At 74.4% G+C, this 13032-nt stretch carries 8 protein-coding genes; 5 read left to right on the top strand and 3 right to left on the bottom strand.

Annotation, left to right across the window (positions count from 1 at the left end):
- Positions 1–108: 108 nt before the first annotated feature.
- The 3 genes from EDD32_RS06630 to EDD32_RS19425 all read right to left on the bottom strand — a co-directional run bounded on the left by EDD32_RS06630 (position 109) and on the right by EDD32_RS19425 (position 3256).
- The gene (locus EDD32_RS06630) at positions 109–885 is read right to left on the bottom strand and encodes a Mut7-C RNAse domain-containing protein (RefSeq protein WP_123916036.1); all 777 of its coding nucleotides are present in this window, start codon (positions 883–885) and stop codon (positions 109–111) included.
- Between the two features lie 151 nt (positions 886–1036).
- On the bottom strand, positions 1037–2236 hold the full coding sequence (locus tag EDD32_RS06635; protein WP_123916038.1) for an MFS transporter: 1200 nt from the start codon (positions 2234–2236) through the stop codon (positions 1037–1039).
- A 96-nt stretch (positions 2237–2332) separates the two neighbouring features.
- Positions 2333–3256 carry a magnetosome magnetite crystal formation protein family gene (locus tag EDD32_RS19425; protein WP_123916040.1) on the bottom strand — a complete coding sequence of 308 codons (924 nt, stop codon included), beginning with the start codon at positions 3254–3256 and terminating at the stop codon, positions 2333–2335.
- A 443-nt stretch (positions 3257–3699) separates the two neighbouring features.
- Between EDD32_RS19425 and EDD32_RS06650 the strand changes: the two genes are divergently transcribed.
- The 5 genes from EDD32_RS06650 (at position 3700) to EDD32_RS06670 (ending at position 12962) form a co-directional block, all read left to right on the top strand.
- Positions 3700–7161 (top strand): bifunctional proline dehydrogenase/L-glutamate gamma-semialdehyde dehydrogenase, encoded by a 3462-nt coding sequence (locus EDD32_RS06650; RefSeq protein WP_123916042.1) that lies wholly within the window; start codon positions 3700–3702, stop codon positions 7159–7161.
- Positions 7162–7195: 34 nt separating this feature from the next.
- A complete protein-coding gene (locus EDD32_RS06655) occupies positions 7196–7855 on the top strand; it encodes a GntR family transcriptional regulator (protein ID WP_123916044.1) in 660 nt (219 codons plus the stop codon).
- 103 nt (positions 7856–7958) lie between these two features.
- Entirely contained in the window at positions 7959–8669 is a 711-nt protein-coding gene (locus EDD32_RS06660) for a sulfite exporter TauE/SafE family protein (protein WP_123916046.1), read from the top strand.
- Between the two features lie 176 nt (positions 8670–8845).
- Positions 8846–12163 (top strand): S8 family serine peptidase, encoded by a 3318-nt coding sequence (locus tag EDD32_RS06665; protein WP_123916048.1) that lies wholly within the window; start codon positions 8846–8848, stop codon positions 12161–12163.
- A gap of 88 nt (positions 12164–12251) precedes the next feature.
- Entirely contained in the window at positions 12252–12962 is a 711-nt protein-coding gene (locus EDD32_RS06670) for a hemerythrin domain-containing protein (protein WP_123916050.1), read from the top strand.
- The last annotated feature ends 70 nt before the right edge of the window (positions 12963–13032 follow it).

Consider the following 13032-nt stretch of genomic DNA (forward strand, 5'->3'; position numbering starts at 1 on the left):
CGCGGGGGCTCGAGACCGTGACGGCTTCTCCGCCGGCTTCACCGGCCCCGTGCAGGTCATCCTCACGATCGTCGCAGCCGTCGACGGGTACGCGGTCCTCAGCACGTCCTAACGACCGGCCTCCCGGACCAGCTCCTCGAGCCGGTCCACATGGGCGCCGCGCCAGAACGGCTTCCCGCACCGTGCGCAGCGGACGAACTCCTCGTACGTGCGCGCGGTGCCGGGCAGGATCCGGTCGGCCACCTCGGCCTTGGTCGCGGGGACGAGCGGACCGCCACAGCGTGCGCAGAGCGTGAGCGGCGCGAGCGGCGGTGCGAAGCGGTCCAGGACGTCCGCGAGCTGCTCCGCCGCCGTCCGGCCGAGCACGTCGGCCGCCCGGGCCGGGTACCCGGACCAGGCGCCAGCGGTGGCTGAGGATGTGCCCGCCTCCGGCGCGGGGGTCGCGCCGCCGTCGGGGGCGAGCAGCCGACGTCGGAGCAGCCCGCGGTCCTGCGTGAGCAGCACCCGCGTCTCCGTGAGGGCACGTGCCGCCAGCTCGTCGTCGTCGGCGGAGTTGGAGTAGTCCACGTCGATCCCCAGCAGGCGCATCCGGCGGGCGAGCGTGCCGAGATGGACGTCGAGGAGGAAGCGCCAGGCCGCCACCGGCTGCGGACGCAGGACCGGCTCGACCACGACGACGTCGCCCGGCCGGGGCCGCACGTCCACCCCCACCTCCTCGCCCGCGACCCGCAGCGCGCCGACCTCGGTCAGCGGCAGCCCGGCCGCCGGGACGAGGTGGCGCAGCGGCACGCCGACCTCGAGCGGCACGTCGCTGTCCCGGACCCGCGGGGCCAGGTAGCGGCGCAGCGACGGGTCGACCCGGAGCCGTGGCGGGCCGGCGCTCATCCCACGAGGCTACGTCGCGGGGACCCACGGCGGGGGGAGGTCCGCATTGACGAGGTGAAGGGGTTGGCGGGGCCCGCGGTGAGACGGGGAAGGGTGACGGGGCCCGCAGTGGGACGGGGAACGGGTGGCGGGGCGGGCGGCGAGAGAAGGGTCAGGACGCCGCGGGCTCGCGGCGGGTCTCCGGCGCCGGCAGCCACAGCAGCGCTGCCACCAGCGAGATCCCGCCGGACAGGGCGAACGCCGCGCCGTAGCCCACGTGGTCCACGAGCAGGCCCGCCAGGACCGGCCCGAGGATCTGCCCCGCGTCGGTGGCCATCTGGAACGCGGCCAGCACCGGGCCGCCGGAGCGTTCCTGCCCGACGACGTCGGCCACGGTGGCCTGCTGGGCGGGGTTGAGCATGCCTGTGCCGACGCCGGCGAGGGCCGAGACGGCAAGGAGGGAGACGACGTCGCCGGTGAGCCCGAGGACCGCGGTCAGCGCCCCGCTGACGACGAGGCCCAGGATGACCAGGGGCTTGCGGCCCCGGCTGTCCGCCAGCCGCCCGGCCGTGCCGAGCGCCGCGGCGTTGCCGACGGCGAACGCGGCCAGCGCCGCGCCCGCCGCCCACGGCGCCGCACCGAGCGCCGCCACGGCGAACAGCGGGACGATCGCCACCCGGACGCCGAAGTTCGACCAACCGTTGGCGAAGCCCGAGGCGAGCGAGGCCCGGTAGGCGGGATGGCCCCACCCCTCCCGGAGGGTCATCGGTGGCCGTGGGACCGTGCCGGGCGGCGGGCGGAGCGCCTCCGGACGGAGCAGGACCGCCACGACCCCGGCGGCGACCACCAGCGCGGCGGCGTAGACGAGGAAGGGCACGCGCAACCCGGCCTCGGCGAGCAGACCGCCGAGCAGCGGGCCGCCGATGTTGCCCAGAAGGAAGGCGGTGCCGTAGGCGGCCGAGGCGCGCCCCCGCGCGGCGGGAGGGGCGAGCCGGACGATGAGACCCATCGCCGAGACGGTGAACATCGTCGAGCCGATGCCGCCCAGGCCGCGGAAGACGAGGAGCTGGCCGTAGGACTGCGCGAACGCCGTGACGCCGGTCGACAGCGCCACGATGAGCAGGCCGGTGATGTACACCGCGCGCTCACCCAGGCGGGTGACGAGGCGGCCGCTGGCCGGTGCGAAGACGAGCCGGAACAACGCGAACACGCTCACCACCACCGAGGCGGCCGTCACGCCGACGTCGAAGCTCCGCGCGAACTGCGGGAGCACCGGGGCGACGAGGCCGTAGCCCATGGCGATGACGAACGCGGCGGCGACGAGCACCCAGATCTCGCGGGGGAGCGCGGCGGGCGTGCGGGTATCGGTCATGTCGCGATCGATTATGCGCTGACAGGGCGGCCGTGCCGCACTCGGCACGAGAACGGCCCCCGGGCAGTCCCCGGGGGCCGTGTCCCTGCCGGTGGCTCAGCTCACGAGGCGGATGGTGAGCGGGTACCGGTAGCGCTCGCCACGGTTCGCGGCCACGGCCGCCAGGATCATGAAGACGACGGCGGCGATGTAGTACAGGTAGAGGAAGGCCCCGATGCCCAGGGTCACCACCGTGATGATCGTCATCGCGACTCCGAGGATCGCCAGGGTGATCTGGAAGTTCAGCGCCTCCTTGGACTGGTCCTCGACGAAGGCGCCGCGGTCCTTGAGCACGAGCCAGATGATGAGCGGGCCGAGGAACGAGAACAGGCCGCTGATGTGGGCGAGGGTCGCCCAGAGCCGCTGGTCGGCGTCACTCATGATGGTCGGCGCGTAGGGCTGCTGCTGGCCGTAGCCGGGCTGCCCGTACTGTCCCGGGCCGGGCTGGCCGTACTGTCCCGGGCCGGGCTGGCCGTACTGTCCCGGGCCGGGCTGGCCGTACTGTCCCGGGCCGGGCTGGCCGTACTGTCCAGGTCCGGGCTGGTCGTACCCCGGCTGCCCGTACCCAGACTGGCCGTACTGCCCCGGCTGGGGCCCGTAGCCCTGGCCGCTCTGGCCGTAGCCGGTCTGTGTGCCGGTCGGCCCGTAGTCGGGGCCGACCTGGCCGGAGCCGGTCTGGCCGTATCCCGGGTATCCCGACTGGCTCGTTCCGTGCTGGTGCGGTTGGCCGTCGTCCTGGTGGGGCTGGCGGTCGTCCTCTTCTGCGGCGGGGTCGGGCGCGGCGCCCCACGCCTCGCCCTGCGCGCCGGCGGCGGCCGCAGCCGGCGAGGGGGGCTCGGAACGCAGCGGCGCGGTCGTGTCCTGCGGGACCGGGCTGGTCGCGTCCGCACCCTCCTGAGGTAGCGGCGTCGTCCGCGCGCTGTCGGAGCCCTCGTCGTGCTCGGACGTCGTGCGCTCCGGGTCGTTGGGGTTGGTCGTCATGCTCGCTCACCACTTCTTCGCGTCGGGTCACTGCTGCCTCAAGCGTCCCAGCACGCTGGCGTCGGCGTACAGGATTCGGGCGCCGGCCGCGGGTGTGCGGCCCGGGGTGACCGGCCGCGCGCGACCTCGGCCGGCACACCAGCTGAGCGCGACCGGTCAGACCGAAGAGAACGTCAGGCGATGCCCGACACTCTCTTCGGCGTCTCGGCGTCTCGGCGTCTCGGTGTCTCGGTGTCTCGGTGTCTCGGTGTCTCGGTGTCTCGGTGTCTCGGTGTCTCGGTGTCCCGGTGTCCCGGTGTCGCACGGGACGGCGTCAGGGGCAGGGCGGATGTGCACCACCGCTCGCGGTCGGGGCTCTTGACCGCGACGGGAGCCGGTCCTACGGTGGCGCCGTGGTCGGTAATTAATCACTCACCACACTCGCGCCGCACCGGAGGACCGCCATGACCGCACGCACCGCCCCCACCGTCCCCGCGGACGTCAGTGCCCTGGTGGAGGACGCGGTCGCGCTCGCCGACCGGTGGCTCGCCGCCACCGAGGCCGGGCAGTCGGCCGCGGAGCGCGCCACGAGCGAGCAGCTCGCCGGCCTCGTCGGCGACGCCGAGGGCCTCGACCTCGCGGTGCGCTTCGTCGACCGGGTCGCCCGGCCCGAGGACGCCCGTGTCGCGGCCAAAGAGCTCTCGACCATCTCCTCCGCCGCGGCCGCGGGCTTCCTCTCCACCACCGACCGGGCCCTGCTCGGGGTCGGCGCCCGGGTGGCCCGGCTCGCCCCGGGTGTCGTCGTCCCGCTCGCGCGGCGGCGCCTGCGCCAGCTGGTCGGCCACCTCGTCGTCGACGCCCACGACCCCGCTCTCGCCGAGCACCTCGCCCGCGCCCGCAGCGAGGACTTCCGGCTCAACATCAACCTCCTCGGCGAGGCGGTCCTCGGTGAGGGCGAGGCGGCCGGCCGCGCCGAGCGCACCCGTGCGCTCCTCGGTCGCGAGGACGTCGACTACGTCTCGATCAAGGTCTCCTCGCTCGTCTCCCAGATCTCGACCTGGGACACCGAGGGCACGGTCGCCCGGGTCATCGAGCGCCTCCGGCCCATCTACCGCGCCGCCGTCGCCCGCTCGCCGCACGCCTTCGTCAACATGGACATGGAGGAGTACCGCGACCTCGACCTCACCATCGAGGTCTTCACGGCGCTGCTGTCCGAGGCCGAGTTCCACGACCTCGAGGCCGGCATCGTGCTCCAGGCCTACCTGCCGGACTCCGCCGCGGCGCTCGAGCGGCTCGTCGAGTTCGCCCGCGGCAGGGTCGCCGCCGGCCGGGCACCGATCAAGATCCGCCTCGTCAAGGGCGCGAACCTGTCCATGGAGCAGGTGGAGGCCGAGCTGCACGGCTGGGCCCAGGCCCCCTACACCTCCAAGGCCGAGGTGGACGCGAACTACCTGCGCCTGGTCGAGCGGGTGCTGCGCCCGGACCTCGCCGGCGTGGTCCGGGTGGGCGTGGCCTCGCACAACCTCTACGACGTCGCCCTCGCCCACCTCCTCGCGCAGACGCGCGGCGTGAGCGCGGCGCTCGACGTCGAGATGCTCCAGGGCATGGCGCCCTCGCAGGCCCGCGCGGTGCGCGACACGGTCGGCACCGTCATCCTCTACACCCCGGTGGTCGCGCCCGAGGACTTCGACGTCGCCGTCTCCTACCTCATCCGGCGCCTGGAGGAGAACGCGCAGTCGCAGAACTTCCTCCACGGGCTCTTCGCCGGCGAGCCCGGTGCCATGGCCGACCAGGAGCGGCGCTTCCGCGACTCCGTCGGCGACCTCGCCGCCGGCCCGACCGAGCCGCGCCGCACCGCCCACCGGCCCCCGGCCGGGCCGCGGTTCACCAACACCACCGACTCCGACCCCGCGCTGCCCGAGACCCGGGCCTGGGCGGCCGACGCCGTCGCCACCACCCCGCCGGCCCTGACCTCCCGCATGCTGGGCTCCGCCGCCGAGGTCGACGACGTCGTCGCGACCGGCCGCGACGCCCAGCCCGTCTGGGCCGCCCGGCCGGGCCGGGAGCGGGCCGCGGTCCTGCGTCGCGCCGCCGACGAGCTCGAGGCCCGCCGGGGCGCCCTCGTCACGGTGATGGCTGCGGAGGGCGGCAAGACCGTCGCCGAGGCCGACCCCGAGGTCTCCGAGGCGATCGACTTCGCGCGGTACTACGCCGACCGCGCCGAGGAGCTGGACGGGCGGGGGCTGCTCACCGACGGCGCCGTCTTCACCCCGCCGGTGCTCACCCTGGTCACCCCGCCGTGGAACTTCCCCGTCGCCATCCCCACCGGCGGCGTGCTCGCCGCGCTGGCCGCCGGCTCCGCCGTCGTCATCAAGCCCGCCCACCCGGTGCCCGGGTGCACCGAGACGGCCATGGCCGCGCTCCACGCGGCCGGGGTCCCGGGGGACGTCCTCCAGGTGGTCCGGACCGACGAGCGCGAGGTCGGGCGGGCCCTGGTCTCCCACGAGGGCGTCGACACCGTCATCCTCACCGGCGCCGCGGAGACGGCCGAGATGTTCGCCTCCTGGCGCACCGGCCGGCCCGGCGGGCCGCGCGTGCTCGGCGAGACCTCCGGCAAGAACTCCCTCGTCATCACCCCCGCCGCCGACTACGACCTCGCCGTCGCCGACCTCGTCCGCAGCGCGTTCGGGCACGCGGGGCAGAAGTGCTCCGCGGCCTCGCTCGTCATCCTCGTCGGCTCGGCGGGTCGCTCGGAGCGGCTGCACCGCCAGCTCGTCGACGCCGTCACGTCCCTGCGGGTCGGGTGGCCCACCGATCTCGGCACCACGATGGGACCGGTCATCGAGCCGCCCACCGGCAAGCTCCACCGCGCCCAGACCACCCTCGACGCCGGCGAGAGCTGGCTGGTCGAGCCGCGCAGCCTCGACGACACCGGACGGCTGTGGTCCCCCGGCCTCAAGGACGGCGTCGCCGCCGGCTCCTTCTTCCACCAGACCGAGTGCTTCGGGCCGGTGCTGGGCATCATGCGGGTCGAGACCCTGGCCGAGGCCGTCGAGCTCCAGAACGCCACCGCCTACGGCCTCACCGGCGGGCTGCACTCCCTCGACGAGACCGAGATCGAGTACTGGCTCGACCACGTCGAGGTCGGCAACGCCTACGTCAACCGCCACATCACCGGCGCCATCGTCCAGCGCCAGCCCTTCGGCGGGTGGAAGGCCTCGGCCATGGGACCCGGCGCCAAGGCCGGTGGGCCCAACTACGTGGCCGAGCTGGGCACCTGGGCCCCCGACGGCGTCCCCACCCGCCAGGCCGAGCCGCCCGCCCACGTGCGCCGCGCCCTCTCGGACTACACCGGGCTCGTCATCTCCCAGGCCGACCGGTCCTGGCTGCGCGCCGCCGTCGCCTCCGACGCCGCCGCGTGGCAGGCCGAGCTCGGGCGCGCCGCCGACCCCACGGGGCTGTCCGTGGAGGAGAACGTCCTGCGCTACCGGCCCGCCCCGCTGACGGTGCGGACCGTCCCCGGTGCCGCCGTCGTCGAGCTCGTGCGGGTTCTCCTCGCCGCCGAGCTGGCCGGAACCCCGGTGCGGGTGAGCCTCGACCCCGCCACGAGCGCGGCCCTGAAGGACCTCGACGGCGCGGGGGAGGGGGCCAGGGCAGGCCTGCGGCGCCTCGCCGAGCACGTCGACCGCGCCGAGACCCCGGACGAGCTCGTGGCACGGGTGCGGCGCGACGGGCTGGAGCGGGTGCGCGTGATCGGCGGCGGACCCGAGGCGTCGGCGCTCGTCGACGCCCTGTGGACCCCGGACGTGACGGTCCTGCACGGGCCGGTCCTGGCCACCGGGCGACGCGAGCTCCTCGGGGTGCTGCGCGAGCAGGCCGTCTCCCGCACGCTCCACCGCTTCGGCCACCTCCCGGCGCACCGGTGAGCCGGCCGGTGCGTGCAGCGGTGCGGGAGCCACGGTGCTGAACCGCTCCAGCCTCAAGGACCAGGCGCTCGAGGTCATCCGCCAGGACCTCGTCTCCGGGGAGATCAGGCCCGGCGAGATCCACTCCGCCGCGTCGATGGCCGCGCGCCTGGGCACCTCGTCCGGCCCGGTGCGCGAGGCCATGCTCACCCTCGTCGAGCAGGGCATCATGGAGGTCGTCCCCAACCGGGGCTTCCGGGTGACCGACCTCTCGGACCACGACCTCGACGAGGTCCACGAGCTCCGCATGATGCTCGAGGTGCCGGCCATGGGCCGTCTCGCCGAGCTCGGGCTGGGCGCCCACGCCGGCGCCGTCCGCACGGCGGCCCGGCGCTGCGAGGAGGCCGCGCGCCGCCAGGACCTCAGCGAGTTCCTCGTCACCGACCGCGAGTTCCACCTCGGGCTGCTGGAGCTCCTCGGCAACGGGCGGCTCGTGAAGTTCGTCGGTCAGCTGCGCGACCAGACCCGCCTCTACGGCCTGCAGGTGCTCGCCCGCGAGGGCCGGCTCCAGGAGTCGGCCGCGGAGCACGTCGAGCTCCTCGCGGCCATCGACGACGGCGACGCCGACCGGACCGCCCTGGTCATGGCCCGTCACCTCGCCCACGCCCGCAGCGACTGGGGGCCCGGGCCGGCGACGGCGCTCGCCCCGTCCTGACGTGGTGGCCCGAGCCTCCGGCAGCGACGGACCGAGGGTGGAAGCGCTGCCGCTAGCCTTGACGGGCGGCCCTGATCGGTCCGCCGGGTAGGTCGGGGGTGGCATGAGCGGTGCGGAGTTCGCGATCGTCGCGGTGACGATCACCCTCGCCGCCGGCCTCCAGTCGTCCATCGGGTTCGGCCTCGGCCTGTTCGCCGCACCCGTCATCGCGCTCGTCGACCCCACGCTCCTGCCCGGCGCCGTCGTCATCCTCGGCACGTCGGTCGCGCTCATGGTGGCCGTCCGCGAGCGCGCCAGCATCGACTTCCGCGGCGCCGGGTGGGCGATGGTCGGACGTGTGCCGGGGACCGCCGTCGGCGCCGCCCTCGTCGCCACCCTGCCCACACGCGGGCTCAGCCTGGCCCTCGCCGCCTCGGTGCTCGCCGGTGTGGGCCTGAGCATCGCCGGGTGGCGGCCGGAGCCCCGGCGACGAGCGGTCGTCGCCGCGGGGCTCGCCTCCGGCGTCATGGGGACGGCGACGGCGATCGGCGGCCCACCCATGGCGCTGGTCTGGCAGGGCTCGTCGGGCCCGCGCATGCGCGGGACGATGAGCGCCTACTTCATCGCCGGCTCCGTGTTCTCGCTGGTGGCGCTCCTCGCGGTCGGCGCGCTCGAGGCCCGGACGGTGACGATCGCCGTGGCGCTCCTGCCCGCCCTCGTCCTCGGCTTCGTCCTGTCGCGGCTCGTGCGCCCCTGGCTCGACGCGAACCGGCTGCGCACCGCGGCGCTGGCCGTCTCGGCGGCGGGTGCGGTGCTCGTCGTCGTCGCGGGCTGAGTCGGGCCCAGCCCGCTCCCTCCCCGTCGTCGTCCCGGTCGGCGGGGCCCCGGAGGCTGGGGCCCCCGGAGCGCACCATTCCCACCAGCGCCGGGCAGGAGTAACTTCCACGACACGTGTCTCGTAGACGAGGCCGCGGCGGGGCGACGGCGTCGCCCACGAGAAAGGTCACCTCCATGGAACCTCGCGCACTTCGCCGGTGGGGGGTGGCGGCGCTCGCCGTGCCGACCCTCGCCCTGACCCTCGCCGTCGCCCCTGCCGGGGCGGCCCCCTCGCCCACCGCGCCCGACGCGTTCAGTGCCGAGGCGCTCGAGCCGGACGGCACCGTCACCGGAGGGAAGTCCGCGTCGGCGCGCCTCGCGCGCACCCCCGACGCCCTTCTGGAGCGTTCGGACGGCGACCCGGTCAACGTGGTCATCAAGCTCGACTACGACGCCGTCGCGAGCTACGCCGGCGGCGTCGACGACCTCGCCGCGACCAGCCCGCGGGTGACCGGGCGCAAGCTCACCGGCGCCACGCCGGCCGAGCGCGCCTACGGCCGTCACGTCGCCGAGCTCGAGAGCGACGTCGTCGCCGACCTCGCCGCCGCCGTGCCGACACTCGAGGTCGGGCAGTCCCTGCGCACCGTCTACGGCGGCGTCTCCGCCGTCATCCCCGCAGCCGCGGTCGAGGACGTCCTCGCCGTCGACGGCGTCGTGGCGGTCCAGCTCGACGAGCTGCGCCAGCCGCTCACCGACGCCAGCCCGGCGTTCATCAACGCCACACCCGTCTACGACGCTCTCGGCACCGCGGCCGACGCCGGCGCCGGGGTCATCTACGGCAACCTCGACAGCGGCGTCTGGCCCGAGCACCCCTCGTTCGCCGACCTCGGGAACCTCGAGGCCCCGCCCGGCGACCCGCGGGAGTGCGACTTCGGGGACAACCCGCTCACCGCCGAGACCGACGTGTTCGAGTGCCAGAACAAGCTCATCGGCGGCGCCGCCTTCCTCACCACCTACCTCAACAGCCCCGCCCGGGCGGCCGCCGAGCCGTTCCACACCGCGCGTGACTCCAACGGGCATGGCACCCACACCACCTCCACCACCGCCGGCAACGTGGTCGAGAACGCCGAGGTGTTCGGTGTCGACCGCGGCCCGGTCCAGGGCATCGCGCCCGGCGCCTGGGTCATGGAGTACAAGGTCTGCGGCGTCGACGGCTGCTTCGGCTCCGACTCGGCCGCAGCCGTCGGCCAGGCCGTCATGGACGGCGTCGACGTCATCAACTTCTCCATCTCCGGCGGCACCGACCCCTTCACCGACCCGGTGGAGCTGGCCTTCCTCGACGCCTACGGCGCCGGGGTGTTCGTCTCCACCTCCGCCGGCAACAGCGGCCCGGGTGCCTCGACGGCGAACCACCTCTCGCCGTGGGTGACCTCCGTGGCCGCCTCGACCCAGACCCGCGAGTTCGCGACCACGCTCGAGCTGACCGCTGAGGGTGAGACCTTCACGGTCGACGGCGCCTCCATCACTGCCGGCGCCGGCCCCCTGCCCGTGGTGATGTCCTCCGCGGAGCCGTACGGCGACGCGCTCTGCCAGGAGCCGGCCGCTCCCGGCACCTTCACGGGCGTCATCGTCGCCTGTGAGCGCGGCGTCAACGCCCGCGTCGACAAGGGTTACAACGTCCTCCAGGGCGGCGCCGCGGGGATGATCCTCTACAACCCCACGCTCCAGGACAACGAGACCGACTCCCACTGGCTGCCCACGGTCCACCTCGCCGACGGCACCGACTTCGTCGCCTTCATGACGGCGCACGCCGGAGAGACGATCATGGGGTCCTTCGCGGCTGGCGAGGCACGCGACGGCCAGGGCGACGTCATGGCCGCCTTCTCCTCCCGCGGCCCCGCCGGGCTGACCATCAAGCCCGACCTCACCGCGCCCGGCGTGCAGATCCTCGCCGGCGACACCCCGGTCATGGAGACCATCACCAGCGGCCCGGCGAACGAGTACTTCCAGGCCATCGCGGGGACGTCGATGTCCTCCCCGCACGTCGCAGGCGCCGGCGCGCTCCTCATGGCCGCACACCCGGACTGGACGCCCGGCCAGGTCCGCTCCGCCCTCATGACCACCGCCACCACCGGCGTCGTCAAGGAGGACCTCACCACCCCCGCCGACCCGTTCGACATGGGCTCGGGTCGCATCGACGTCGGCGCCGCGGCGGCCGCGGTCCTCACCCTGGACGAGACCGAGGAGCGGTTCTTCGACCTCGGTGGCAGTGAGCTCACCGCGATCGACCTCAACATCCCGTCGATCAACGCCCCCACGATGCCCGGGTCCGTCACGACGACGCGCACGGTCACCAACCACACCTCGACCATCCAGAAGATCGACGTGACCACGACGGCGCCCGAGGGCACCTCGATCACCGTGACGCCGGCGAAGTTCAACGTCCTCCCCGGCGCGTCCCAGACCCTCACGGTGACCATCGCCGCTGCGGAGGCGACGGGCGAGCAGCAGTTCGGCAGCATCCTCCTCACCCCCAAGGGCCGCGGCGGAGCCCTGCACCTGCCGGTCGCGTTCGTGCCCACCCAGGGCGCGATCAGCCTCAGCCAGTCCTGCGACCCCGCGTCGATCGCCGTCGGCGGCCTCACCGAGTGCACCGTCGAGGCCGTCAACAACACCTTCGACGAGCAGGCGGTCGACCTGACGACGACGGTCAACCAGCCGCTCCTGCTCCGGGCCGCCGCGGGCGCCGTTCTCACCGGTCCGCGGAGCGCCACGGCGCAGGCGACCCTCGCGGGGGCTGCTCTCGGTGTGCCGGACGTCGCGCCGGGTGCATCGCCGGCAGGTGGGTACCTCGCGCTGTCCCTGTTCGGGATCGCGCCGACCGTCGTCGGCGACGAGGACATCGTGAACTTCAGCGTCCCGGCCTTCGAGTTCGCCGGGCAGACGTGGAACACGCTCGGCGTGGACTCCAACGGCTACCTCGTCGTCGGTGGCGGGACGAGCGAGGACAACAACTGCTGCAACCTCCCGGCCGGCCGCGACCCGGCCCCGCCGAACAACGTGCTCGCCCCGTTCTGGACCGACCTCGACGGCACCGGGGCGCCCGGGATCTACGCGGGCACGCTCACGGACGGTGTGAACACCTGGCTCGTCATCGAGCACCAGGTCAACGTCTGGGGCACCACGGACCTCCGGAGCTTCCAGACGTGGATCGGCGTGAACGGTGTCGAGGACATCTCGTTCACCTACGCCGCGCCTCAGCTTGACCCGGCCGGTCAGGACTTCCTCGTCGGTGCCGAGAACGCGCTCGGCCAGGGCGACATGGAGGCGGTCCTGCCCAGCGTCGACCTGCGGGTGACGTCCACCGACGCCACCCCGGGCGGGAGCCTCGTCTACACGGTCACGGCCGAGGGGCTGCGCGCCGGCGCCGGGCTCGTGACCACGTCGATGACCGCGGGCGGTGTCCCCGGGACCACCGTGGTCCGCACCCCGGTGGAGGTGACGCGCCGGTAAGCGCTGCGCGGTGGGTGGCTGCTGGGGGCGCCACCCACCGCGGGGCGCCACTGGCGCGTGCCACGTCGTTCGTCACCGAAGGACCACCATGACCACCGAAGCGCGCCGCAACCCCGTCGGTCCCGAGAAGCGCCCGGACGGGACGCCCGCCTGCGAGACGGGCGACCTCATCATCATCCACAACCTCTTCCGCCGGCTCTACGCCGAGGCGCCGCAGCTCGTCCGCGCGGTGCCCGACGGCAGCGCCGAGCGGACCCGGGTGGTCGCCGACCACGTCGACGACCTCTCCCGCGCCCTCCACATCCACCACACCGGCGAGGACGAGGTCCTCTGGGACCGGCTCGAGCAGCGGGCCCCGGCGTGCGCGATGCACGTGGGGCAGATGCGCGAGCAGCACGCCCGGATCGCCGAGCTGCTGGACCGTCTCGACGGCGAGGTCGCCGCCTGGCGCGGTGGCGCGACCGCGGCGCACGGCGAGAGGGTCGCCGGGACCCTCGACGAGATCCGCGGCAGCCTCTTCAGCCACCTCGGCCAGGAGGAGGAGGACATCGCCCCGGTCGCGGCCGTCACCCTCACCCAGGCGGAGTGGGACCTCATGGGTGAGCACGGCATGGCCCGGATCCCCAAGGACAAGCTGCTCATGCAGCTCGGCGCCATCCTGGACGGCCTCGACCCGGAGGAGCGCAAGCACTTCCTCAAGAACGTGCCCGCACCCGCGCGGCTGCTGTGGGCGCTGCTCGGCAGGCGCAGGTACGCCCAGGCCAAGCGCGAGCTCTACGCCGACCTCACCCCCGCCTGACGGGCGTCCAACCCGGTCCGGCCTCAGCAGGGCGGGCCGTTGTGTCCGTGCACGCACGGACCCGCGGCGA

Origin of the sequence: Georgenia muralis (genome assembly GCF_003814705.1) — a bacterium.
In the GTDB taxonomy this organism is placed as follows: Bacteria; Actinomycetota; Actinomycetes; order Actinomycetales; family Actinomycetaceae; genus Georgenia; species Georgenia muralis.

Coding starts and splice junctions, on each gene's coding strand:
- EDD32_RS06630 (WP_123916036.1), bottom strand. CDS start 885: ATGAGCGCCGGCCCGCCACGGCTCCGGGTCGACCCGTCGCTGCGCCGC.
- EDD32_RS06635 (WP_123916038.1), bottom strand. CDS start 2,236: ATGACCGATACCCGCACGCCCGCCGCGCTCCCCCGCGAGATCTGGGTG.
- EDD32_RS19425 (WP_123916040.1), bottom strand. CDS start 3,256: ATGACGACCAACCCCAACGACCCGGAGCGCACGACGTCCGAGCACGAC.
- EDD32_RS06650 (WP_123916042.1), top strand. CDS start 3,700: ATGACCGCACGCACCGCCCCCACCGTCCCCGCGGACGTCAGTGCCCTG.
- EDD32_RS06660 (WP_123916046.1), top strand. CDS start 7,959: ATGAGCGGTGCGGAGTTCGCGATCGTCGCGGTGACGATCACCCTCGCC.
- EDD32_RS06665 (WP_123916048.1), top strand. CDS start 8,846: ATGGAACCTCGCGCACTTCGCCGGTGGGGGGTGGCGGCGCTCGCCGTG.
- EDD32_RS06670 (WP_123916050.1), top strand. CDS start 12,252: ATGACCACCGAAGCGCGCCGCAACCCCGTCGGTCCCGAGAAGCGCCCG.